Below are 21,786 nucleotides of genomic sequence, written 5' to 3' on the forward strand. Positions count from 1 at the left end.
TCTGCTCTGATCGGTGCAAACGGCGGATCTCCGCCCAGTCCTCCACAGTGATCACCTTCCTGATCATCAGCAGAGGGGGTCAGATTTCGGACGACGCTACGGGGTCAGTATTCACGTGTCGCCGACAACGAGATCGCGTGACTGGAGAGACAGCGTAGGCTCAGTGAGATCGTGCTGCTGTTCGACGCTCTTCTCCACGTTGTCGGTGGCGCGGAACTGATAGATTCGGGCAGGTTCAGTCCGCCACCCACGAGGATGCTATCCACCCCTCATGTTTGGTGCGACTGCTGCAGTGCACCACCATCCGGCTGTGACTGTGACGCTTGCCGTTGCTGTCCAGATTCGTTTCACCCTATTTATGCGAACCGATCGCGGCATGGAACCCCTAAGGGGTAAGGGGTATAGAGGTCCGGCTGGACCGGCCGCACACAGCCCAGTGAGGCAGCAGTGGATGCCCGGGGCCCGTGGTGCCCCACGGCAGGGATGCCGGGGCGGTTGTAGGGCGCTGGTGGGCGGACACGGGGGAGTCCCGGGGTGGGGCCGCTGGGTCACGCGCAGGCAAAGTGCTCCGCGAGGTGGCCCTCCACCTGTACTGACCTCGTACTGCGGAGCACACAAGGAGCATGTCAGGCCCCGGTCCGGGCCCGGCGCCTCGCCTGTTCGACTCGCGCACCCCGCCTGAACTGGGGTTTTGTGGCGCACCCGGCAGGATTCGAACCTGCGACCATCGGATTAGAAGTGCCCTGGTTGCGTACCGTCACGTGTCGCTACGTACCGTTTCATGCCACCCCACCCGATCCACCGTGCCATCCGGTGCCGTGCCATGCCGTGTGGTGCCGCCCCGGTCCACAACTACGGAGCACAAACGGAGCACACAACCGGGCGGAAGCATCCGATGGTACCTCGCGAGATCCTCGTTTCCGGAGACTGTCTGCTTCGTTCCGGGTGTGATGGAAGCCCGGACGCGTGCCGGGGTCGCCTCCCGTCATCTGAGGGGCACCCGTAGAAGGATGCTCTGCCGAGGTCAGACAGGATTCACAGGAGAGGGCACGCAAGGGACCCGAGCCTCTCCTCTCTGTCAGCCTCGGGTGAAACAGCCGTGCCTGGCTTGTGAACCTCGGTACGCTCCTGGGGCACGGTGGGACCGAGAGCTGAGGGGCGTCTGATGCGGGAGATTGAGACCAAGTACCGAGTCGGGGACCTCGACGCGCTTCTGATTGCTCTCAAGGAAGCCGGGGTGGACCTGGGTGAGACGGTCTTCCAGGATGACCAGGCGTACGCGCCCGCTGGTTGGGAGCCGGGTATGCCCAAGGCCGGTCGGACCTTCTGCCGTCTGCGCACCCAGGACGGCCTGCACGTGTTCACCACCAAGACCCCATTGGCGAACACGATGGAGTGCACCGAGTTCGAGTCAGTCGTCTCCGACCGGGAGCAGATGCACGCCGCTGTCCTCCAGATGGGCTATATCCCCAGCGTGCGGATCGTCAAGCACCGTCGTGTGGGGGCCGCAGGCGAGATCCTGGTCTGCGTGGACGTGGTTGAGCACGTGGGCGCGTTCCTGGAGTTGGAGATGACCGTGGACGACGACCGCGACGGCGTGGCCGTCCAGGCAGACCTGGACGCCTGGGCACGAGGGCTCGGCGTGGAACTCGAACGCACTACGGACACTTACGACACCCTTGTCCACGCGGCCTCCGCGATCTGAACCAGGTTCACCACCCGTGAGGTGCGAACCCGCCTCCGTTGAGCCAGGCGCGGATGCCCGCGGCCGGGTAGGGGATGGTGTTCGACGGCAGCATGCGGGGGTCGGCCCACACGAGCTTGCCGCACTCGTCCGGTTCGGCGTTGTGGGGCTCACCCTCCCACCGCTGGGCTGAGAAGAACACCCCGATCCGGGCGTGGCCGGGTTCCTGCCGGTGGTGGACCACGGCGGCCAGGGCGAGGTGGCCGGGGTCGATGAGGACCCCGACCTCCTCCTCGGCTTCACGGGCAGCGCCGACGTGCAGGGGCTCGCCCTCCTCCAGGTGCCCCGAGGGCAGGTGCAGCATACCGTCGCAATATCCGGTGCCCTGCCGCTCCAGCAGCACGATCTGCCCGTCCCTGTGCAGGATGACGTGGACGTCGACGACGCTGGTGTAGGGCGGCATGGCTGGGTCCTTGGTCAGGCGACGGTTCGTTCCTGTGACCATAGCGCCCTGATGATGCCCATGAGGTGGGACACGGTTTCTTCCGTACCAGGGGAGGTGTCCACGACCTCGGTTACCACGCCCTCCCGCGACAGTTGCGCCGCCACCCGTTCGTACAGGGCCACCTCACGCGCCGCCGTGGTGGGGTCGTCCTCGAACCGGCCGTGCGAACCGCGTATCGACAGCCGCTCACGCAGGATCGCGTCCGGCGCGGTGAGGATGACCTGCAGGTCTGGCGGTTCGGCGAACCGGTTGAGCTCGCGCACGAAGCTCTCGGGAACCTCGTCCAGTCCGGCCTGGAGCACGAGTGAGGAAGCCGTGTAGCGGTCACACAACACCAGACGCCCCTCGGCCAGCGCGGGGCGAACCCGGGATTCCAGGTGGTGGTAGCGGTCCGCGGCCACCAGGCAGGCCAGGGTGAGACCGGAGTAGGCGTGGGTGTTCGCACGTGCGAGCTGGCCGAGGGCGGCGCGCGAGGGCTGGGCCGTGGCCATCACCGGCAGGCCCTGCACCGCGAGCCGCTGGCCGAGCGCTGCGACAGTGGTGGACTTCCCGGATCCGCCCGGGCCGTCGAAGGCGACGAACAGACCCCGGTTCACGCCGCGACCCTCCGCTCGTGCTCACCATGGGACAAGGTGACCAGGGCCGCGCGAACCTCGTCCACACTGGCCTCGCCGAACTGGATGTTGGAGGAGAAGTTGAACTCGTCGCGCTGACGCATGCCCTCGTCGACACCCTGGTCAGTGAGGTCCACCGCTGTGTAGTCCAGGAGCTGCTCGGGCGTGTAGAGGCCGGTGGCCAGAAGCCGCCCCCACTCCGGTGTGCCCGGGTAGGGGCGGAACTCGAACACCGAGGACCGGAAACGTCCGGGAGCGCTGTCGGTGAGATCCCACAGCTGCCGCACCAGGTCGACCGTCTGGGCCATCTCGGCGCGGGTCTCGGTGGGGAACCCGACGATGAAGTAGCCCTTGACGTTGATGCCGCGTGTGACCAGGCGCCGTACGACGGAGCGGATCATGTCCTGGGTGATCCTCTTGTCGATGTAGGCGAGCACACGCTCGGAGCCGGACTCGATGCCCAACGCGACCTCGCGCAGCCCGTTGGCCACCAGCAGGTCAAGGGTGGTGTCGTCGACGCGGTGGAGCACGTTGATCCGCCCGGTTGCGTCCCAGACCGCCCAGTCACCCACGTGTGCCCGGGAGAACCCGGTCATCATGGAGGTGATGACCCGCTTGGCCCCGAGGAAGAGGTCGTCGACGAACCGGAACGCGGTGACCCCGAGCGAGTCGCGCAGGTACTCCATCTCCGCGACCACGTTCCCGGGGCGCCGGACCCGGATGGTCACGTCGGGGTTGGCGGAGACAGCGGCTCCGCAGAACGAGCAGTCGTAGGGGCAGCCCCGCGCACCGACCATGTTGGCCTCCCAGCGCCCGGCCTCGAAGTGCGGATCCTGGGTGAGGAAGCGCCGGTCCACGAACGGGATGCTCCTATGGATGTCAAGCGGCTTCGGTGAAGCCGTCTCGGCGCAGTGATGTGGGAGTGTTCTTCGAGGTCAGCACCTGGTAGACCTCACGGACGACGTAGCGTTTCAAGCAGCGCATGATGTCCTTCTTGGCCAGTCCGTCGGAGGTGCGCCGCTCCACGTAGGCGCGTGTGCGCTCTTCATGGCGCATCCGACACAGCACCACGGTGTGCAACGCGTGGTTGGCGGCCCGGTCCCCGCCCCGGTTGAGCCGGTGCCGGTCCCTGCGCCCCGAGGACGCCGGGATCGGCGCGACCCCGCACAGGTGCGCGAACGCCGCCTCCGATCTGAGCCGATCGGGGTTGTCACCCACCGTGGCCAACAGCTGCCCGGCCACATCCGAGCCCACGCCCTTGAGCTCCAACAGGGCTGGGGCCGCCCGCGCGGTGAGCGCTTTCAACTCGGCGTCCAGACCGGCGATCTCCTCGCCCAGGTACTGGTGGCGACGGGCCAGGCGGCGCAGCGCGAACTTGAGGGCCTGGGCGGGGTCGGACAGGTCCGGGCCCGGGCGCAGGCGCGCGCACGCGGCGATGAGCGCGTCGGCCGACAGATCACGCAACCGGGCGCGCAGGTCCGCTTCCCCGGTGATGAGCAGCTGGCGGAGCTGGTTCATGGCCTGGGTGCGGGCCTTGACCGCTCCCCGGCGGGCCACCCGCAGGGAACGGATCGCCTCGACGATGCCGTCACGGGTCTTGGGGGTGCCGGTGGCCCGGTTCGAGGCCACCGCGGTGGCGGCGGCGTAGGCGTCGATGGGGTCGGACTTGCCCTTCATCCGGCGCGTCTTGCGATCGGGGCGGTCCACCTCGACCACTCTCAGGCCCTGGCGGGTCAGGTGGCGGGCGAGTTCGGCGCCGTAGGCGCCGGTGCCCTCCACCCCGACCGCGGTCACGGTGCCGTGGCAGGACAGCCAGGCCGTCAGGTCCCGGTAGCCCTGCCCGGTGGCGGGGAACTCGCGGTCGGCCAGGTGGCGGCCGAGCCGGTCGATGACGGCGGCGTGGTGGGTCTCGCCGTGGGTGTCCACGCCCGCTGTGACTTCCAGGGGCTGATGCGTCATGCTGGTCACGGCCGTCCTCTCGCTGATCCCGGTGGGGCGGCACGCGCCGGCCGGGCGGGCGGACAAGACTGTGGCGGGGCTTTTGGACCAAGCTCCTATGAGGTCACGAACACCCGTCCGGTCGCGTGCGGTGGCTTCCCCGAGCGGGCCGACGAATCCCGTAAAGGACAACCTCGCGGTGTCGGTCAGTCGGTGGGTCAGACCCGTCGGAGAAGCCACTACACATCCTCACAGTCCGTTGATGTCGGGGGACAGGTGGTGGCCCTGGCCGGGGCGGCCCCCGGCGACCGGGGCCTTGAGCAGGGGATCAGTCCACATGACTCCGGGCAGGTCCCCGCGGTTGCGGTGGTCCTTGAGCAGCTCCACCGTGCGGGTCTCGCCCTCACCGATGACGAGCGCCTCACACCGGGCCATGCGCGGGTCGGCGAGGATCTCCGTCGGCATGGCTTTGGCCTGGTGCCCGCCGAGCATGACCTTGATGTCTGGGGCAAGGTCCGCGGTGATGGCCGCGGAGACCTCGTAGGTGGGAGCCAACAGGTTCATGCCGACCCAGCGCGGCGTGGCCTCGTTGACCACCCGGACGACGTCGGCGACCGGCAGCCCGAGCGCTTCGGCGTCGAGCACACCGACGTTGAACCCGCCACGCTGGGCGGCGTAGGTGGCGATGTAGCCCATGCCGAGCACGGGCAGGGTGAAGTCGTTGACGCGGGGGCGCTTGGCGTAGTCACGCAGGGGCGCGTTGACGAGGAGCAGGTCGAGGCTGCGACCGGGGTCGTGGCCGCTGATCAGTTCATGAGGGGGTGCGGTCCTGGGCACGGTGTCCTCCCAGTGCGAGGGTGAGCACGGTCAGGATGGAGAGCTCTGCGGACGTGGCGGCGAAGGTGCGCCACCGGTGGGCGAAGGCGGATTCGGTGCTGGGCCAGTGCAGGTCGGGGGCGGCCTGTGCGGCGTACTTGCGCACGGCCATGTCGCCGTACGGATAGAGGGAGAAGTCGCCCGTGTAGTCGGCGACCGCGGCCCCGGCCGTCCAGGGCCCGATCCGGGGAACGGTCTGCACCTCGGCGACCAGGGCCTCCGGCGACAAGTCCATCCACTTGGCCCCCAGTTCGGCGAAGGCGGTGGCGGCCGCGACCAGGGGCAGGTGCTTGAACTTCATCCCGAGATCGGCGAAGTCGTTCTCGTCCAGAGCGAGAACCGTCTCGGGGCGCGGGAAGGCGGGCGGCCCGGCCACGGGAAGCGGTGTGCCGTGGGCGGTGCAGAACCGGTGGTACATCAACCGGGCCTGGTCGGCGCGGATCACCTGCCGGATGATGCCTGTGGCCAGCGCGTCCCACAGGTCCGGGTTGCGCAGGCGCGACACCGGGCCCTGGGCCTCCAGGGCGTCCCGCAGGGTGCCGGGCGTGCGCGTGCTCAGGTCCGTGGGGGAGTAGGCGTCCACCACTGGTGCCGGATCAGTGCCCGTGCCCACCCGCGTGGTGGTGATGGCCTGCCCGGCGACCGCCTGCCAGGTGTCAGCGGTGGTGCGTACCGTGCGGTGTCGCGCGGTCGTGGTGGTCCTCCACCCCGGGTGTTCGCAGATCAGGTGCATGAGAAGCCCTTCGTGTCCGGTGACGGGCTGCTACTATCCCAGCCCCGTAGGGAAACCGGGCCGTTGTGTGAGGCAGTGCGGGGCCGGTCGGACGGCTGGTCGCGCCTTCGTGTCGGGGCCACCGGTTTCCTCACCGGCGGCCCGTGCTCAGTGCGGCGTGGCCGCCGGGGTGCTGGGCCAAGTCCCCCAGGGGGTGCGGGGATCATCGGCTCCGGCAGCGTCAGCGGTTCCTTCCGCCCGTGATCACGGGCCCCGGCGTCTCGACGGCACGTTTCCCAGCGCAGGCAAGGGGAAGCGTTCGGCTCAGTGCTGGGACGACGTGGGGCTTCGCGCGGGTGATGACGTCCGGCCCGTGAGCACGGCGCGGACTTCGGCCCTGCTGAAGCGGCGGTGCCCGCCCGGGGTGCGGACCGGGGTCAACCTGCCCTCATCGGCCCAGCGGGTGACCGTCTTGGTGTCGACGCGGAGCACTCGGGCGACCTCTCGGGGAGTCATCAGAAGACCTGCGGAGAGGAGGGACTCCTGGGTGGACCTACGCCTCGGAAGCGGGCCTCCGTTGTCGACGAGCTTGGCGTCGGGGGTGGTGCGCGGAGCGGACAGCCGCGCGAACTCCTCGAAGGTCACGCCCTCACCCCTTCGGGGTAGAGGTCGCGGTGGGCGGTCCGCCACAGGGACCGCAGCGTCCCCCAGCTTCCCGCCTGGTCGATGGTCTGTTCCATCAGGTTTCCAGGACGGGCGATGCTGTCGCGGCCCATCTCCGAGACGAGGAACTGCACCAGGTCGGCGAGCGCGCGCCGTTGGGAGCCGGTAAGGGAGCCGTTGGCGATGGCGGTGACCAGAGGGTCGGGGGTGGGCGATTCTCCGCGTGCCTGGGGAGTTGCACCCCTGGGTGAAGTCGTCATGCCCCGACCGTAGAAGCGCCGCCCGGCGGGGGAGGGCACAGTTTGTGCCCCCTTCCTCACACGGTGAGAAGCCCCAGCTTCTCCGCGAGGACCGACGCACGGTGCTGGCGGCGCCCGTCCCGCTCGTCCAGCTCCTCAAGCAGGATGCGTCGGGCGTAGCCGTTGTAGCGGATCGTCTCCGGCGCGGCCTCGTGCGCGGCTTCCAGCACCCGCAGGGCGGCTTCCGGCTGGGCGTCCAAGTAGTAGGCGCGCGCCTGTTCGATCTCGTGGCGTGCGCGGCGCGGCCGGGAGGGGATCACTGCCGAGGGAGCCCGGACGGCCTGCCTGACCGACTCGCCGCCCGCGCGCAGTTCCACGGCGAGGGTGAGGGCGTGGGCGCCCATGATCGCCCGCGAGAAGCTCGTGACCGGGTGGTAGTAGGTGCCGGGGAGCTGGTCGGCGATGCTTTGGGCCTGGTCCCAGCGCCGCCAGGCGGTGCCGGTCTCGCCGCGTCGCGCGGCCGTGTACCCGTCCTCGAACAGGGTGGCCCCCCGCATCGCCGCCACGTCGTCCGTCGTGCCGTCGCTGTGGCGGTCGAGGAGGTCCAGGGTTTGTGAGGTCACCACGTCGGCGGCGTCCCAGTCCCCGGAGTCCCGGTGCGCCTGGGACATCAGCCACGAAGCCACGCCGATGGCGTGCAGGTCACCGGAGTCCTGGGCGGCGACCATGCCGCGTTCGGCCACCCGCCACAGCAGGTCCTGGGCGGGCTGGTAGGCGATGAAGAACTGGGAGAGGGCGTAGACCTCCGCGAGGACGGCCTGGGCCGCGCGGCGGTGGTTCCGGTCCTCAGCCTGGTGGGCGGCGAGTTGGGCGTCCTCGATCAGTGCGGGGAGCAGTTGTCCCAACACCTCCCGGTGGTGGGGAGATGAGTGCCGCGCGGCCCACGCCTGGCTGAGACGGGCACGCAGGTGCGCGACGGGCGGGGCTTGGCGTTGTGTGAGGGCGGGCATGGCGTTGATCGCCGCCCGGACAGCGGGAAGGCGGGCGTGACCGGGGCCTGTGAACAAGCTGATGGGCATGGACTGGTCGCCGGTGAGCTGGGCCAGGTCCCGCACGCGTAGGGCTTCGGCGAGACGGAGCAGCATCGCGAGCTTCGGGGTGTGCAGTCGCCCGACCTCGACTGCCTTCACCCATGACGCTGACTTGCCGACGAGTCCGGCGAGGACCTCGCGGGTCATACCGCGTCGGGTGCGTTGGAGTTTGAGGCGTTGTCCGAACGTCAGCTCCGTGTCATCAGGGGTGGGGGTGGGCTGAGGCATCGGTTCCGCTCCTCTGGTCGGTCGCCCCTCCAGAGTAGGGCGGGGCTTTCCCGGTGTCAGGACTGTGTGGGTCCGCGGTTTCCGATTGACCACCGGGCGGACATCGTTGCCTTACCGGTGCGGACCTGTATGAATCCCTTGTCAGCGGCCGTTTGAAGCCCGATCTTGGCTCCCCCTGTCGCATTCGGCCCGCGCAGGACTTCTTAAGGGAGCGTTAGGGGAGCTGAAGAGAGCAGCACTGCCGAAGGCCCACACGGTGCTCCTCTCAGCGGGCTCCATAGCTCGATCGTCCCTGAACGGGGACGCGACGCATGGGGGTAGCGGATGAGAACAGTAGTTGTCCCTGGGACAGGGGACTGGTGGCGGCGGCGACCGGGACCCGTGCCGACCGCGCTCGGCACCGGCGCGCGGAGGTCTGGTCCCGGGGCGGTGGTCTGATGGGCGCCTTCCTTCTCAACGGCGGAGTGTTCGTCGTCATCGCGTTGATCCCGCTGATCGGTGTGGTGGTGTGCGCGGCGGTACTGGGGACACGCTTTGCCCGACACGTTCACCTGTCCGGCGAGGCGCGCGTGGTGCAGGTCCTCCCGCCACCGGAGGCCAACCTGGCCAACGCGCAGGCCTTCTGGAACCACACCATGGGGTTGCTCAAGCCCCGTTGGTCGCGGTGGCTGATCCAGCCCCACCTGTCCCTGGAGCTGGTGGCCTCGGCGTCGGGCGTGCGGTTCCAGGTATGGGTTCCGCGTCTGGTGCCGCCAGGCACGGTGGAGCGAGCGATCACCTCGGCCTGGCCCGGTGCCACCACCTCCACCCGGCACCTGGGCCCGAAGGAGTCACCGCTTCCGGAAGGGGTCTACACCACCGGTGGATTGGTCCGCCTGGGTCGCAGTGAGGCGTTCCCTCTGCGAACGAAGTTCGACGACGACCCGCTGCGTCCTCTGCTGGGCGCCTTCGAGGACCTCGCCGAGGGCGAACACGCGCTGGTGCGGATCAGCGCACGCCCCGCGACGGGGTTGCGCCTGGCCCGTGCCCGGCGGGCGGCAGCACGCCTGCATGGGCACACCGGGCTCGGGACGATGCTCCTGGACGCGATCGACCCCACCGTCACCAGTACCTCCCGGATCAGGCGCGCGCCGGTCCTTCCCGGGACGGGGGATGATGTCCGCGCGATCCTGACCAAGGCATCCAGTCCGAGACTGGCCTGCGACATCGCCTACGTCCTCACCACCACCCACGAGGGCGAGACGGCCCGGGAACGCCTGCGGGGCCGCGCTCACGGAATCGCCGCCAGCTTCGCGGCGTTCGCGGGCGGCGCCAACCACCTGGACCGCCATTTCATGCTCAAACCGACCTGGTGGCTGTCCAACCGGTACCTCGGCAACGGATACCTGCTCTCCACACAGGAGCTGGCGGGCTTGGCGCATCTGCCCACCGACACCACTGTCCCGGGGCTGTCCCGTGCCGGGGCACGTCCGGTGGCTCCGGCCCCGGCCGTCCCGCGCGGCGGCGAGGACGTCCGGGTGGTGGGGGACAGTGACGCCGGCACACGGCGGCCGGTCGCCTTGGGCGTGGTCGAAGCCCGCCAGCACACGCACATCCTCGGCAAGACCGGATCGGGGAAGTCCACCCTGCTCGCGAACATGGTGTTGCAGGACGCCGAGGCGGGCCGGGCAGGACTAGTGATCGACCCGCGTGGGGACCTGGTGACGGACGTCCTCTCACGGCTTCCCGAGGCGGCGGTCAACCGGGTGGTGTTGTTCGATCCCGACGACAACGCGCCGCCACCGAGGTTGAACCTGTTGCAGGGCGGGGATCCGGACTTCGTCTCCGACACGGTGGTGGGGATCTTCCGCAGGATCTACGACCAGTACTGGGGGCCTCGGACCGACGACATCCTGCGTGCCGCCACGTTGACACTGACGCGTGCGGCGGACCCCGAGCTGACCTTGGGGCACATTCCGCGCCTGCTCGCTGACGACGGGCTGCGCCGGGAGGTCATGCGGAAGGTCACTGCCCGCACGGGGGATGACGAGGCGTTGGAGGACTTCTGGGGCTGGTACGCGGGCCTGACGGCCTCGGCCCGGTCGGCGGTGACGGGCCCCGTGCTGAACAAGCTGCGGACGGCGCTGCTGCGTAAGTGGGTGCGCCAGGTGGTGGCCTCCGGACCGTCCACCGTCGACCTTCCGTCGCTGTTCGACACCGGCCACCTGGTGTTGCTGCGGTTGCCGAAGGGCCGCCTGGGCGAGGACACCTCAAGCCTGATCGGGTCGTTCGCGTTGGCGGCGACCTGGCAGGCCGTCACCGCGCGTATCCACGTTCCGGAGAAGGATCGCAGGGACCTGTGCGCCTACATCGACGAGGCCCAGAACTTCCTGAACCTGCCGGGGTCCCTGGAGGACATGCTGGCCGAGGCCCGCGGCTACCGCCTCGGGTTGACGCTCGCGCACCAGGAGCTGGGTCAGCTCCCCGGGGACCTGCGCAAGGCGTTGTCGGCGAACGCCCGAACGAAGGTGTACTTCACCGCTTCCCCGGATGACGCGGTGAGCCTGCAACAGCACACGCTTCCGGCTCTGGGTGCCTACGACCTGACCCACCTCGGCGCCTACCAGGCGGCGGTGCGCCCGCTGGTGGGTGCCAAGGAGCAGGGGGCGGCCACGGTGCGCACCCGTCCGCTCCCTCCGGGAGTGACGGGAAGGGCGACGCAAGTGCGCAAGGCAGCGCGACGCCACGCCCCGGAAGCTGCTGCACAGCGCTCTGCCCCGGGAGTGAACCCTTCCCCGGACAGGCCGTTGTTCCAGCGGCCTTTCACGGTGGCCGACACCCGTAGGGGGAGGCGCACATGAAGCGGCAGGCGAAGGACCACGTAGAGCGCACTCCTACGCGCCCCTCGTCGCTGGCCCGGGGACGGATCATGCCCCGGGACCTTCAGGTCGTGGGGGGTGTGCACGACCACAAGGTGATGACCACCGAGCACCTGCACCGCCTGTACTTTCCCGGTGTGGGCGAGCGTTCGGTACGGCACCGGTTGCTCAGACTCCACGGCTACGGGTTGCTGGACCGCTTCCGGCCGCTCTCACTCCGTGGCAGCAGCCCTCACCACTGGGTGCTCGGCTCAGCGGGCGCACGGTTGCTCGCCCGGGAGCGGGGCGCAGAGGCGGTCTCCTACCGCTTCGAACGCGCGGCGGGGGTCGCGGACTCGCCCCGCCTGGGGCACATGCTCGGCTTGGTCGACTGCCTGGTCGCCTTCACCGTCGCGGCCCGCAAGGAACCGGGAGCGGAACTGGTGCAGTGGTTGACCGAGGCCGGGTGCACCCAGCGTTGGGGCCGCTACGTGCGCCCCGACGGGTACGTGCGGTGGGAGGAACAGGGGACGCAGGCGCATGTGTTCGTGGAGTATGACACCGGCTCCGAGACCCTGGCGATGGTGCGGGACAAGATGACCGGCTACGCCGACCTCGCGCGGGCGACGCGCTTTCCGTCCGTGGTGCTGTTCGTCGTGCGCTCGCGGGTCAGGGAGGCCAACCTGGCCGGAGTGCTCGCACCGAGGAGCGGTAGCAGGGCGGGAGCGTACCTGGCCACGTACGCCGATCTCTCCGGCCCGGGACCGGCGGCCGCGGTGTGGAGATCCGCGCATAGCCAGAACCGGTTGACGCTCATGCAGGTCGCCGAGCGCCACCCGATCGACTGACCCGGTTCAGTGGCGGCCGTCCGCCCGGGGTCTTCCTGGACGGGCGGCCGCCGTCGTACGTGGGGCAGGCGGCTCACAGCCGTTTCTGAAGTTTTTCGTGGTTCCGTGACTGTTCTGACGGATTCCGGTTGAAGATTCTCGTTCCCATGGGAAACCATCGGCACTGCCCCGCGCGTCGGCAATTCTTCCGTGTCTGTGTGATAGAGAATCCGGAGTTTTTCCTATGTCTGAAATGGCTATTTTGTCGTTCTTTTCCCTGTCCGGTGTCGACCTCTCGGGCGGTCGGGGAGCAGGCTCCAGCACCGGTGTCGGTAGTTCGATCCACCTGAGGTGACCTGCCTGGAGGCGGGTTGAACGAACGCCGACTCCTGCGGCGGTCGGGATGAGGAAGCGCAGTTCCGGGTGGGTGCTCATCCGGGGCCATTGACACCCATCGCATCCCGTTCAGGGCGAGGCGAACAGGAAGCCCGACCTTCAGGAAATGACCTGTAAAGAAAAGTGCCCCGGCTGGTGCGGCGAACACCAGTCCGGGGCGTGATTTCCACCTGCGCTATTCAGGAGGCAACCGTGGCCGATTCTATTGGAAGGCACCGCAGGCGTCGACGGGGGAGGGGTGGCCGGGTGCGGCGGTGGCTCACCGCGCTCCTGTCCCTCATGCAGTCTCGCTCTCAGGTGGTCCGTCGGCGGATCGAGGCGCAAGTACCTCGCGACACACGCTCTCAGCGCCCTGGCCGGGCGCGTGCGGCCGGGAGGGGACCCTCTACGCACCCTCCCGCCCGGGGCAGGGTGGTTGAGGAGTCGGGATGGGCATCGAACTACCGCACGGCGAGCAGCCAGCACTCCATCTCATGGGCGAACGCCTTCAACGCGCGCCCGGAGGCGGGAGTGGTGCCTCCGCCCCGTAGTCCCGGGGACGTTGAGCGGGGTTGGTGTGTGGACGACGCCGGGATCAGGGCGGTGCGCCCCTACCTGGTCAGGCACGAGGAGCACATGACCCGCGTGCGCGAGCGAGCGTCAGTGCAGACGGTTCACGGGGAGCCCAGGGGCGGTGGCCGCCACCGGATGGCACCTGCTCCGGCTGGCTCCGGCAGTGAGAAGGGAGAAGCAGGGGAGTTCGATGACCTGGCCCGTCTGGTCCGCCAGTGGCAGGCCATGACCGGCTGACCGCACGTCTACTTCTCGGGGTGGTGTCACCGCACGCGCGGTGGCGCCGCCCCGCTGTACTCGGTGCTTTCTACGGGTGTTGCCACAGGTCAGAAGCGCGGCACGGAAACCGGGCGGTTTTCCCCACACTCTTCGTGCGCCGCTTTCCGAGAGGAGGGGTCTCCGGACTGCGGGCACACTTACACGACCCTCCCACCAGGCGGTGCGGGAGCGCCCGTTGGCCTCACCGCGGCCTGGTGGGTGGGAGGTGCCCTGGTCCCCCTCCAGTAGGGGGAGGCGGTGAACTGGACCCGCTGATCACCACCTCCACGGTGGCCGTTCCCGTAAGCGAGCTCCACTCGGTGGTCACATACATCCGATAGATGATCCCTGGGGCAGAAAAATGCAGTGAGCTCCCTGAGTTCTCCATTTCAATGGTTTCTTTTCGGGGATCCGTGAAGCTGTTCATGTAAGACCGCTAGTGGTCCTTGTGTGCCTGGAAGATTGTACTAGACGAAGAGCTCGAAAGATGATCAGAAATGATCTGAAAGGAGGTTCATGCGAATGGGTAGAGATAATTTCATGGATTCTATATCGCTCCGCCAGGCCTCCCGTTTCAGTGTGAGCCTTTCGGTTTTGCTCATTTACGAAGGACTCGCGTTGGCTGGTGGCCGCCCGTAGCAGCGCGCGCATCAGCGTTCGTCGTGCATACCTTCGGGAACCCTTCTGAGGTGCTGGTCATGCTGTGAGCGGGGGTGATGAGAGTGCTCCGCGGCCTACTCCCCTCAGAGCGGAGTACCCCCACCCCGCTCTCGCCGCAGGTCGAGGCGTTTTCACCTACTCCTATGGGTGTCCCGACTGAACACCCAGTAGGTCGTCATCTCACGTAGGGGGCGGGCGGTCCCCTGCCCCAGGCGGACTCTCGCCGCTCCGCCCCCTGCTCTTCCGCCCCGATGCCCGGTCGGCTCCCTTCCCTCCCTCTGACCCCTCACCGGTCCCATGCGTGAAGGATATCCACATCATCCTTTTGATGAACTTCGGTGGTTGTCCAGAACCACGTCATTCGCGGAAAAGATGATCACCCGTCTTGGTCCCGTGAACGGCGTGCTTCGTCCAGCCTCCCCCAGTGCGCATACGCGCGCTCCCAACGCATGCGAACAGCACGGAAAAAAACTTCGCGACGCGGTTTGACAAACTCACCTCAACCAAGTTCCTCTTGGACCGCTCCCGAACCGAAGGATCGATTTCGAGGCGGTCGGAAAACGGGTTGACGCGGCGGGTTGACAAAAACACAACTCCCAAGTGAACCTCGGACCACCGAAGAGGAATCCGGAAAAAAATAAGGAGTTATTCCATGCGTACTATGCGCGCTATTGGCGGCATGGACAGGTGGGCGCCTGCCCGTCACCACGGCCGACGCGGGAACGGGCCGCTCAACCCCCACACCCACCGCACCTGCACGGGCCTCGACCAGACGAAGCTCTAGCCCGGCCCGGGGGAGAGCGGTGCGCGAACACCGCCACCTCCCCAGGGCCGAACTCACAGCCGCTCGTGCCCAGCCCTGTCGCGACAAGCCATCCCGCTTCCGGGAGGGGCCCGAGTCAACATCCACAACCTTAAGGACTGCCGTTATGACCTCGCACCGCTCGGCTACCCAAACCCGCGAGCGCATCCTCGCCGCCTTGGGCATGTTCACCGAACCGGTCGCCGTCATCGAACTGGCCGACGCCGTCGAGATGGGCCGCTCGACCATCACCAAGCACCTCAACACCCTGGAGAAGGAAGGCGCCGCGATCCGGATCCCGGGCGGGCGGGAGGGCAGGCGCCGTCTGCCCGACCACTGGGTGATGACCACCACGACCGCTGATCTGCCTTTGGACGCTGAGTCCGAGGGCGGCCACCAGGAGAGCGACGCCAATTCCAACGGGGTCGATGCCTGCAGGGCTCCGGTCACCTCCACGGCCCCGGTAACGCTCGAAGCGGGGGCACCCGTACCGGTCTCGCCCCAGTGGCCCGCGGTTGCACCGGTGGCCACTCACCGACTTGGTGAAGGTGAGTCCAGGCCGGTCAACCCGGTGAGCGGCATGAACCGGCTCGCTCCCGGTGAGCTGAAGCTGATGGTCCAGGCCATCCTCGACAGCGACCCCGCCCAGGAGTTCGGGCCTACCCAGATCAGCCACCTCCTCCGGGGGCGATCGATCGGAGCTATCCAGAACAACCTCGCCCGCCTGGTGACCGAGGGGTCGGCCGAACTGACCTGCGAGCGGCCTCGCCGCTATCGCACCACCCAGAGCACGCCCCCGAACACCAACTAACACCCACCCCTGGGGGTGTGGGCACACGCCAGCCCATACCCCCGTCTCCTTTATACCCCTGAGGGGTATTATGTTCGGTCCCGTACTGCGCGGAATCGAACCTGGCTACGTGGAATGGGAGTACGCGCTGGCCTTGGCCGCGCTGACCTTGATGACGGCCGTAGTCGGTGTGATCAACCGGCTCGGGTGCCTGGTCCAGCGCTACTACGTGGACGGCGGCTGGCCGGGTCTCGCCCATTACCGCGACCTGTCCGCCCAGGTCGTGTGCTGGTGCGGTCACCACTTGTCGGTGCACGACGCGGACACCGGCCGGTGCTGCCACGGTCTGCCCCTGGACCACCTCGCGACTGTGATCGCCCTGCCGTTACCGCCGCTGGTATGCGACCTCGTGCAGTGGCCCGGCTGCCCGTGTGCCCGGGCCTGCCCGCACGTCTCACAGCAACAACACCTGACCGATCTCACCGGCGCCCGTCTGGTCTCGCGCGAGACCAGACGGGCGCCGGTCGTCGAACCTCGTGACGCTGCGGACTCGATGTCGCATTTGCTGTGGGGACGTCTTCTTCAGGGGTTATCAGGGTGAGATGACGACATGAGGAAGGGGCAGCCGATGGTGAGGCCTCACCACCTTCATTTGGCACCGCGACCACGGCTAGGGAACAGTCCCACGAATCGGGGTCCTCTGGGGGTTCTGCGCGGGGGTTCGTGGGGCGGCCAGCGCCCCGACGTCGGGCCCACTGCCCGGGGCGGGTCATCACCCCACGGCGCGCTGATCGGGGCGGTGGGGCCGTTTGGCGGCTCCGCCCTGGCCAACCCCGGTGTGCGCGTCGCTGGCCCTTGGAATGTCCCTGGGGTGGCTGGTGGCGGGAATGGTGCGAACCTGTGCATATCGGGCGTGCTGGCGAGGTTCTCCGCCCATCGGATGGGGGACTCGCTGAATCCGCTTGCGCTTCTCGACGAGGTCGAGCGTGGATGCGTGGTGCCCCGCACCACGCGGGGCCGCGCAGCGCATCCGTGCATGTCAGCAGCGATGAGGAGGTGGATGAGGTGGCAGTGAACCTTCCGATCATAGTGGCCGAGGTCGACTCGTTGCCGGTGGTGCTGGACGCGGTGACGGCCGGGCGGATGCTCGGTCTGGGCCGTACCACCACCTACCGGCTCCTGCGGGAAGGTGACTTCCCGGTGCCCGCGCACCGGGCGGGCAAGGCCTGGGTCATCCCGACCGCCGGGGTCCTGGCCCACCTCGGCCTGGACCGCCTGGCCTTCCCACCACAGGGCGGGTGCGGGTGCGGTGCGCGCGGTGACCACACGGAAGGTGAGAAGTAGATGGCTTCTCGTGAAGGGTCCACGTTCAAACGGTGCGGGTGCCGCGACACCCACACCGGCAAACCGCTGGGATCCCGGTGCCCGCAACTGAAGCGCAAAACCGGAGGATGGAATCCGGCCCATGGGGCGTGGGCGTTCCAGTACGAACTCCCTCCCACCGCTGCGGGCAGGCGCCGCCAGGCCCGCCGCCTCGGCCTGGCTTCCCAGGAGCAGGCCCGTGCGGGGTTGGAGCATGTCAGGGCGTTGATCGCCCTGGCGGAGAAGGATCCGGCGGTCGAGGTCCACATCGCCGACCTCATCCAGGCGGCGTTGAAGCAGCGCCGACCGCTCCCGGACCTGGAAGAGGTGCGTAGGCGGGTGGCGATGGCGGTGGACGTGCGCACTGAACCGCCTACCCTCGCCGCGTGGCTGGCCGAGTGGTTGGCGGGCAAACCCGACTTGGCCGCCGGTACCCGGGTCTCCTACGAAGGGCACATCCGCACATACCTCGTTCCGCACCTGGGTCGGCTGCGGGTGGACAAGCTCCAGTCCCGCCATGTGGAGGCGATGTTCGCCTCGATCGAGGAGGCCAATACCCACATCCTGGAGTGCCGTGAGTCCGAGGACCCCCAGGTGCGGGCCTCGGTGCGGGGGCGGCGGGTGATCTCGCTGTCGACCAAGCACCGGATCCGGGCCACGTTGCGCAGCGCGCTCTCGGAGGCGGTGCGCCGCTCGGACCTGCCGGTGTTGGTGAACATCGCCTCGCACGTGCGCCTGCCCTCCTGCCCGAGGAAGCGCCCGCTGGTGTGGACGCCGGACCGGGTGCGCCAGTGGAAGGCGGACGGCACCGTGCCGGGGGAGGTGATGGTGTGGACCCCGGAGCAGACCCGTACCTTCCTGGGCCACGCGAAGAGGTATACGTGGCTGTATGCGATGTTCCACCTGATCGCGGTCAAGGGCCTGCGCCGGGGCGAAGCTGTGGGGTTGCCCTGGTCCAACACGCGGTTGACGGACGGGCAGATTGACATCCGTGTCCAGGTGGTGCAGTTGGCGTGGGAGACCGTGACCTCCACGCCGAAGAGCGCGGCGGGACAGCGCACCATCACCCTGGATACGGACACAGTGAAGGTGCTGCGGGCCTGGAAGCGGTTCCAGAACGAGGCCCGGCTCCAAACCGGAGCGGGGTGGGTGGACAGCGGCCTGGTGTTCACCCGCGAGGACGGGTCGGGGTGGCATCCGGGGCAGGTCAGTGACTGGTTTCTCCGCGTCGCCCGCGCGGCGGGGCTGCCGCCGATCACGCTGCACGGGCTGCGCCACGGGGCCGCCTCGCTGGCGTTGGCCGCGGGCACGGACGTGAAGATCGTGTCCAGCGAACTCGGGCACGCGACCACCCACTTCACCCAGGACACCTACCAGTCAGTGTTCCCGGACGTCGCGAAGGCAGCGGCCGAGGCCACCGCCGCGCTGCTACGCGGACCGGCTGCGGTACCGGTCGGGTAGCCGGACCGGCGAGCACACCAGGAGCCACACGGCACCATCAACCCCAGGCTGGCGCACGGGTTCATCCCTGCTGGCCTGGGGTTTCCTCATGCCCGAGGCCAGTAACCGATCGGATCAAAGGTCCCCTGGATTCGGTATGAGCCTTACCGCCAGGAGGAAGAAGGCCCCAGTGTTGCCTGGACCCGAAACCCAGAAGGTGGGGAGGTTCTCGGCGTTCGGTCGTCGCCTTCCTTGCGCTGACGTTGGACGATTCGACCCGGGGCACGGCCCGGGTCGACGCCCGCGCACACCGAGCGGCTGTGCCCGCGACGTCCGATGCCGAACGACGTCCACAACTCAGCGGGACCAATGGAGGAGAAGCGCCAAGCCGAGGACCTGGTCGCTTTGTGGTCTCGTGACTGGGACGTGGGTGGCATCGGCCGCTGGTGTGTTCGCGATTCCTGCTATGGGGTAGTCGCCCCGCGCGATGAACCTCTGTCTCGCGCAGACACCTTCCCTATGAGTTGGGGGAAAGGTCGATGCTGGGGTAGAGCGGGTGGCCCGACAGCAGGTCGGCAACCCGCGTTGCCGCCTTGTCCCTGACCGCGCTGTCCAACTCGTGCTTCGCCCTGGACTTCTCTCCCGACGGCCTCATGGCGGGACGTGCAGACGCGAGGACAGTGGTGATCAATTCAGCGACCACGTCCATGTCGTCTGGTCCGAATCCGCGTGTCGTGAGTGCGGGGACGCCGAGTCGGATACCGGAAGTGAACCAGTATCCGTTCGCATCCCGAGGAACGGCATTCCGGTTGGTGACGATGCCTGCCTCCAGAAGCGCGTTCTCTGCCTGACGCCCGGTCACGCCGTAAGGAGACACGTCGACCAGGACCAGATGATTGTCTGTGCCTCCAGTGACGAGCTTAGAACCGCGCCGTGCCAGCCCTTCGGCCAGTGCGGACGCGTTCTCGACGATCGAGCGCGCATAGTCTCGGAAGCTCGGGCGCCGGGCCTCGGCCAAGGCAACGGCCTTGGCTGCCATGACATGGGGCAGGGGGCCGCCGAGGACCATGGGGCAACCTCGATCGACGTGCTCGGCCAGTTCCTCGTCGCACAGAACCAGGCCGCCACGTGGCCCGCGCAGAGACTTGTGGGTGGTCGTCGTCACGATCTGTGCGTGCGGAACCGGGTCATAGTCCCCAGTAAGAACTTTTCCAGCCACAAGACCGGCAAAGTGTGCCATATCCACCATCAGGGTGGCACCCACCTCGTCAGCGATCTCACGCATCACCCTAAAATTCACGAGCCTGGGATAGGCAGAGTAACCGGCCACGAGAATGAGCGGGCGGAACTCGCGAGCTTTGTCCCGAACCGCACCATAGTCCAGCAAATCGGTTTCCGAGTCGACACCGTAGCTCTGCTGCTCGAACATCTTGCCAGAAATGTTCGGCCGGAAACCATGAGTCAGGTGACCGCCAGCGTCGAGCGCCATTCCCAGCATCCGCTGGCTGCCCAGGCGAAGGCGAAGTTTGCGCCAATCCTCTTCAGAGATATCGTTAAGGTTCTTGGCACCGAGTTCCCTAAGGGTCGGCATTTCCACCCGTTGTGAGAGGATGGACCAGAAGGCCACCAGGTTCGCATCGATCCCCGAGTGCGGCTGCACATAGGCATGCGCCGCCCCGAAAAGAGCTTTGGCATGTTCGGCAGCGATGGACTCGACGGTGTCGACGTTCTGGCAGCTGGCATAGAACCGGTGGTTGATCGTTCCTTCAGCATACTTGTCGCTCATCCAGTTCCCCATAGCCGCAAGAACGGCGGGGGAAGCATAGTTTTCACTTGCGATCAGTTTGAGCTTGGAACGCTGGTCGTCAAGCTCTTTCGATATCGCGCTGGAGATGCGGGGATCCACCTCGCTGACCAACTGCAGGCTGTTGTTGAACAGATCTGATTCCATCGACATGGAGTCCTCTCGAAGATAACATCAAGGCCTTGCGATGGTATCGTATCAGCGGTCACCCTCCGAACTGGAGGCGTTTGGCGGGGAGCCCGATCCCTTGACGCCATAGAGAAGCCAGACAACCGCAACTGGAACCAAGTAAAGCAAGGATACGACGCTGAGCGCCGCAAAACCGAAGATCGAGAGGACAACCCCGGACAGTGCCGCCGCAGATGCTCCGACAAGGCTCATCAACAAGTCCGCGACGCCCTGCCCAGCTGGCCGGTCCGAAGGATCCAGCGATTCAGTAAAGAATGTGGTCCCGGCAACGACATTGAAGGACCATCCAATGCCGAGGAGGGTAAGAGACACCATGATGAGGTGACTGTCGTGTCCTGCGAGGGCACTGATCAGCAGGGCGACCAGAAGAATGCTACTGCCGCAGGCGATCGTTCTGCCACGGCCGATCCAGTCAGCGAGTACTCCTACGAGCGGGGACAGGACGTACATTCCCGCGACATGGATGCTGATGGTGAAACCCACGAGGCTGAGGGACGACCCCCCATGCATCATGTGAACAGGGGTCATGGTCATGACACCGGTCATTGCGGCATGAGCCGCAAGGAACGAAACCAGGGCAGCGGTTGCCCTGGGGCTTCGCGCCACACCTTTCAACCCCTTGAAAAAATATCCCTTCCGCCTCACCTTCGGCTCATCCGCGCCTGCGGAAGCAAGGGAAACGCGAGACAACAGCAGGGGATCCGGCCGTAGGAATAACACTATGATTATGGCAGCTAAGGAGCAGAGGGCGGACGAGATCAGGAAGACCCCAAGATGCTCCTGCACACCCAGGTAACCGGCGATTTCCGCGCCCGGGACGGTGAGATTTGGTCCGATCACCACACCAAAAGTCGTGCCGAAGAAGACAATCGATATGGTGCGGCCACGGTTCCGATCATCCGCAAGGTCGATGGCGGCATACTTTGCCTGAGCAGCTGCTGCTGTTCCAGCGCCGAACAGCGCCATTCCCAACAGAAAGCCGGGAAAACTGCCGACGTGCGCTCCAGCCAGAGCGGTCAGACTTCCCAGAGCGGCTGAGCCCCAACCCAAGGAAAGAGAGATCCTGCGTCCACGGAAGGCTGCTAGCTTCGCCAGAGGCAGAGCGAGTACCGCGCCACCGAGGGTTGACATCGTCGTCGCAAGCCCTGCCAAGGATTCTGAGTTGGTGAGTTCGTCCGCCGAGATGGCTGCAACCGACAGTAGAGCGGTTCCCCCGCAGCCAGCGACAATATAGACCACAAAGAGCGTGACGATGGTCCTTCGCTGCACGCTACTGATGTACTTCTGCGAATCCTCTGTCGCGTCCACTCTTGCGCGTT

The 21,786-nt window shown here is 67.4% G+C and carries 19 protein-coding genes; 8 read left to right on the top strand and 11 right to left on the bottom strand.

Translation table 11 applies throughout. The features are described 5' to 3' along the window. The first annotated feature begins 1,165 nt into the window (after nucleotides 1–1,165). The gene (locus tag FYW95_RS18695) at nucleotides 1,166–1,705 is read left to right on the top strand and encodes a class IV adenylate cyclase (RefSeq protein ID WP_159944648.1); all 540 of its coding nucleotides are present in this window, start codon (nucleotides 1,166–1,168) and stop codon (nucleotides 1,703–1,705) included. A 7-nt stretch (nucleotides 1,706–1,712) separates the two neighbouring features. Here FYW95_RS18695 and FYW95_RS18700 read toward each other — a convergent pair whose 3' ends face one another. The 9 genes from FYW95_RS18700 to FYW95_RS18740 form a co-directional block, all read right to left on the bottom strand. Next, nucleotides 1,713–2,147 carry an NUDIX hydrolase gene (locus FYW95_RS18700; RefSeq protein WP_159944649.1) on the bottom strand — a complete coding sequence of 145 codons (435 nt, stop codon included), beginning with the start codon at nucleotides 2,145–2,147 and terminating at the stop codon, nucleotides 1,713–1,715. A gap of 14 nt (nucleotides 2,148–2,161) precedes the next feature. After that, a complete protein-coding gene (gene tmk, locus FYW95_RS18705) occupies nucleotides 2,162–2,785 on the bottom strand; it encodes a dTMP kinase (RefSeq protein ID WP_159944650.1) in 624 nt (207 codons plus the stop codon). Continuing rightward, a complete protein-coding gene (locus FYW95_RS18710; RefSeq protein WP_236568003.1) occupies nucleotides 2,782–3,660 on the bottom strand; it encodes a B12-binding domain-containing radical SAM protein in 879 nt (292 codons plus the stop codon). Before FYW95_RS18710 ends, tmk begins: the two co-directional genes overlap by 4 nt. Before the next feature lie 22 nt (nucleotides 3,661–3,682). Next, nucleotides 3,683–4,762 (bottom strand): IS110 family RNA-guided transposase, encoded by a 1,080-nt coding sequence (locus FYW95_RS18715; protein ID WP_201294934.1) that lies wholly within the window; start codon nucleotides 4,760–4,762, stop codon nucleotides 3,683–3,685. Nucleotides 4,763–4,990: 228 nt separating this feature from the next. Continuing rightward, nucleotides 4,991–5,578 (bottom strand): cobalamin-dependent protein, encoded by a 588-nt coding sequence (locus tag FYW95_RS18720; protein WP_159944652.1) that lies wholly within the window; start codon nucleotides 5,576–5,578, stop codon nucleotides 4,991–4,993. Further along, entirely contained in the window at nucleotides 5,553–6,350 is a 798-nt protein-coding gene (locus tag FYW95_RS18725; RefSeq protein ID WP_201294929.1) for a DNA glycosylase family protein, read from the bottom strand. The genes FYW95_RS18720 and FYW95_RS18725 overlap by 26 nt, the downstream gene beginning before the upstream one ends. A gap of 303 nt (nucleotides 6,351–6,653) precedes the next feature. Beyond that, nucleotides 6,654–6,845 carry a BldC family transcriptional regulator gene (locus FYW95_RS18730; RefSeq protein ID WP_159944701.1) on the bottom strand — a complete coding sequence of 64 codons (192 nt, stop codon included), beginning with the start codon at nucleotides 6,843–6,845 and terminating at the stop codon, nucleotides 6,654–6,656. A gap of 125 nt (nucleotides 6,846–6,970) precedes the next feature. Further along, nucleotides 6,971–7,252, bottom strand: a complete 282-nt coding sequence (locus tag FYW95_RS18735) for a hypothetical protein (RefSeq protein WP_159944653.1) — start codon at nucleotides 7,250–7,252, stop codon at nucleotides 6,971–6,973. Nucleotides 7,253–7,308: 56 nt separating this feature from the next. Continuing rightward, nucleotides 7,309–8,550 (bottom strand): helix-turn-helix domain-containing protein, encoded by a 1,242-nt coding sequence (locus FYW95_RS18740; protein ID WP_159944654.1) that lies wholly within the window; start codon nucleotides 8,548–8,550, stop codon nucleotides 7,309–7,311. 437 nt (nucleotides 8,551–8,987) lie between these two features. Here FYW95_RS18740 and FYW95_RS18745 point away from each other — a divergent pair, with 437 nt between their 5' ends. The 7 genes from FYW95_RS18745 to FYW95_RS18775 all read left to right on the top strand — a co-directional run bounded on the left by FYW95_RS18745 (nucleotide 8,988) and on the right by FYW95_RS18775 (nucleotide 18,495). After that, nucleotides 8,988–11,390, top strand: coding sequence for a type IV secretory system conjugative DNA transfer family protein (locus FYW95_RS18745; protein ID WP_159944655.1), 2,403 nt, complete (start codon nucleotides 8,988–8,990; stop codon nucleotides 11,388–11,390). Next, a complete protein-coding gene (locus tag FYW95_RS18750; RefSeq protein WP_159944656.1) occupies nucleotides 11,387–12,235 on the top strand; it encodes a replication-relaxation family protein in 849 nt (282 codons plus the stop codon). Before FYW95_RS18745 ends, FYW95_RS18750 begins: the two co-directional genes overlap by 4 nt. A 933-nt stretch (nucleotides 12,236–13,168) precedes the next feature. Next, on the top strand, nucleotides 13,169–13,399 hold the full coding sequence (locus FYW95_RS18755) for a hypothetical protein (protein WP_159944657.1): 231 nt from the start codon (nucleotides 13,169–13,171) through the stop codon (nucleotides 13,397–13,399). Between the two features lie 1,610 nt (nucleotides 13,400–15,009). Further along, the gene (locus FYW95_RS18760; RefSeq protein ID WP_159944658.1) at nucleotides 15,010–15,693 is read left to right on the top strand and encodes an ArsR family transcriptional regulator; all 684 of its coding nucleotides are present in this window, start codon (nucleotides 15,010–15,012) and stop codon (nucleotides 15,691–15,693) included. A gap of 109 nt (nucleotides 15,694–15,802) precedes the next feature. Further along, nucleotides 15,803–16,273, top strand: a complete 471-nt coding sequence (locus FYW95_RS18765; RefSeq protein WP_201294930.1) for a hypothetical protein — start codon at nucleotides 15,803–15,805, stop codon at nucleotides 16,271–16,273. Nucleotides 16,274–16,743: 470 nt separating this feature from the next. Then, the gene (locus tag FYW95_RS18770) at nucleotides 16,744–17,016 is read left to right on the top strand and encodes a helix-turn-helix domain-containing protein (RefSeq protein WP_236572239.1); all 273 of its coding nucleotides are present in this window, start codon (nucleotides 16,744–16,746) and stop codon (nucleotides 17,014–17,016) included. After that, nucleotides 17,017–18,495, top strand: a complete 1,479-nt coding sequence (locus FYW95_RS18775; RefSeq protein WP_160050600.1) for a tyrosine-type recombinase/integrase — start codon at nucleotides 17,017–17,019, stop codon at nucleotides 18,493–18,495. 496 nt (nucleotides 18,496–18,991) lie between these two features. On the opposite strand, the gene FYW95_RS18780 is transcribed toward FYW95_RS18775, so the two are convergent. Then, the gene (locus FYW95_RS18780) at nucleotides 18,992–20,431 is read right to left on the bottom strand and encodes a glycine hydroxymethyltransferase (protein WP_159944660.1); all 1,440 of its coding nucleotides are present in this window, start codon (nucleotides 20,429–20,431) and stop codon (nucleotides 18,992–18,994) included. A gap of 45 nt (nucleotides 20,432–20,476) precedes the next feature. Further along, nucleotides 20,477–21,775 carry an MFS transporter gene (locus tag FYW95_RS18785; protein ID WP_159944661.1) on the bottom strand — a complete coding sequence of 433 codons (1,299 nt, stop codon included), beginning with the start codon at nucleotides 21,773–21,775 and terminating at the stop codon, nucleotides 20,477–20,479. Between the last annotated feature and the right edge of the window lie 11 nt (nucleotides 21,776–21,786).

Source organism: Nocardiopsis sp. FR4 (genome assembly GCF_009830945.1).
Taxonomy (GTDB): Bacteria; Actinomycetota; Actinomycetes; order Streptosporangiales; family Streptosporangiaceae; genus Nocardiopsis.